This window comes from Halobacillus sp. BBL2006 (genome assembly GCF_000786645.1).
Classification (GTDB): Bacteria; Bacillota; Bacilli; order Bacillales; family Halobacillaceae; genus Halobacillus.
Genome location: NZ_JRNX01000801.1, coordinates 1 through 2253, shown reverse-complemented (window position 1 = coordinate 2253; position 2253 = coordinate 1). Strand labels below are relative to the sequence as shown.

General features: G+C 48.0%; 1 protein-coding gene. It reads right to left on the bottom strand.

The window, feature by feature from the left end:
• Positions 1-95: 95 nt before the first annotated feature.
• Positions 96-2253, bottom strand: a 2158-nt coding sequence (pcrA, locus tag LD39_RS19825; RefSeq protein ID WP_035552486.1) for a DNA helicase PcrA, incomplete at its 5' end; no start/stop codon positions are given.

Sequence of the window (2253 nt, the reverse complement as noted above, 5' to 3'; positions counted from 1 at the left end):
AGCGTATGGTACTCGTAATTGTATTGTTCAAGCTCCTGTTTCAGAGCGTCGATTCTTTCCTTCGCTTCAGATCCATTCATCTTACTTCCACATCCTTACGCTTTCGTAATAGGAGCAAAACGGGCTAACAGCCGCTTGATGCCCGTTGGTGCCGGGAAGGCGATATCGAGCTCCATGCCGTCTCCTTCACCCTGCACTTTGACGACCGTTCCTTCGCCCCACTTTTTATGCACAGCTTTGTCGCCTGGCTGCCAGGTAGTCTTCTCGGCGCCAGTGCCTTTGTTCTTCTCGATTTTCTTCGCTGCTCGTTTTTTCGGACGCGCGGTTTCTTTTTGGAAAGGCGTCGTTTCCTTTTTCTTATTGAAGAAAGGCAGCTCTTCCTTCTGCTGTTCCTTACCTTCTACAAGATCTTCTGGAATTTCATTGATGAATCGGCTGATCGGGTTCATGTTCGTACGACCGTACAGCGTGCGCATCTTCGCGTGCGTAATGAACAACTGCTTCTCGGCACGTGTAATCCCTACATAAGCAAGACGACGTTCCTCTTCCAATTCTTCATCGTCCATAAGCGCACGGCTGTGCGGGAAGACGCTCTCCTCCATGCCAATCAAGAAGACGACAGGGAACTCAAGGCCTTTGGCGGAGTGCAGCGTCATTAACGTCACGGTGTCATCACTACTAGGGTCTTCATTCATAGAATCGATATCCGCAATTAAAGCTAGATCCGTCAAAAAGGCGATTAACGTTTTATCTTCCGCGTTCTCTTCGAAGTTTTTCGTTACGGACTTGAACTCTTCGATGTTTTCCAGACGACTTTGCGCTTCGATGCTCTTCTCGTTCATGAGCATTTCTTCATAGCCTGTCTTGTCGATAACTTCCTGAACCATATCTGTCGCAGATAAGAATTCCTGCTGCTGTGTCCAGTTTTGTATCATTTTACGGAAACTCATGATGGCTTTCGCCGCTTTTGCACTGACGCCGACAAAATCGACTTCTGCCGCTGCTTCATAAAGCGAAATATCATGATCTGCCGCATACGCCATCATCTTATCCATGCTCGTTTTTCCGACGCCTCGCTTCGGTTCGTTGACGACACGCTGGAAGCTGAGGTCATCATTCGGATTCGCAATCAACCGTAAATACGCAAGCATGTCCTTGATTTCTTTACGGTCATAGAACTTCGTGCCGCCGATCATCTGGTATGGTACACCAGCTTTGACGAATGTTTCCTCGATCGTACGAGACTGCGCATTCGTCCGGTACAGAATCGCGACGTCTTTATATTGGAAGCGCCCCTGACGGATAAGGTCTTCAATCTTATCAGTGACAAAAAGTCCTTCCTCACGCTCGGTGCCAGCCTGGAAATAATTGATCTTCTCTCCACCGCTGTTGTCGGTCCACAAACGCTTCGGTTTACGGCCGCTATTGTTGTCGATCACATTATTCGCCGCGTTTAGAATCAGTTCGGTGGAACGGTAGTTTTGTTCAAGCAAAATCGTGCGCGCGTTCGGATAGTCGCTTTCAAAGTTCAAGATGTTCTGAATGTCCGCTCCACGCCATGCGTAGATTGACTGATCGGAGTCACCGACGACACATAGGTTTTGATAACGGCTCGCTAGATGTTTGACGAGCTGATACTGTGCATGGTTGGTATCCTGATACTCATCGACGTGGATGTACTGAAAGCGGCGCTGATAATACTCAAGCACCTCGGGGACACGGTCGAAGAGGAACAGCGTCTGCATGATCAGGTCATCGAAATCGAGTGACTGGTTCTTACGAAGCTTTTTCTGATAGCCTTTGTAGATTTGGGCGATTTGCTCTTCATGCATGTTGCCGGCCTGCTTGGCAAAATCTTCTGCAGTCATCAATTCGTTCTTCGCATTGCTGATGGCACCAAGCATCGCACGAGGATCCCATTTTTTAGGATCAAGATTGATTTCCTTCAGCACCTGCTTGATCACTGAAAGCTGGTCACTGGAATCCAAGATAGAAAAGTTACGATCGTAGCCGATTCGGTCAATATCGCGGCGTAAGATTCTTACACACATTGAGTGGAACGTCGACATCCAAATCTTTTCGCCTTCTTTTCCGACTAGACTTTCGACACGATCCTTCATTTCGCGTGCCGCTTTATTCGTAAACGTAATCGCCAAAACGTTTTGAGGCGCTACATCTTTTTCACTGAGTAAGTAGGCGATGCGGTGTGTCAGCACTCGCGTCTTTCCACTTCCTGCACCTGCCATAATTAAA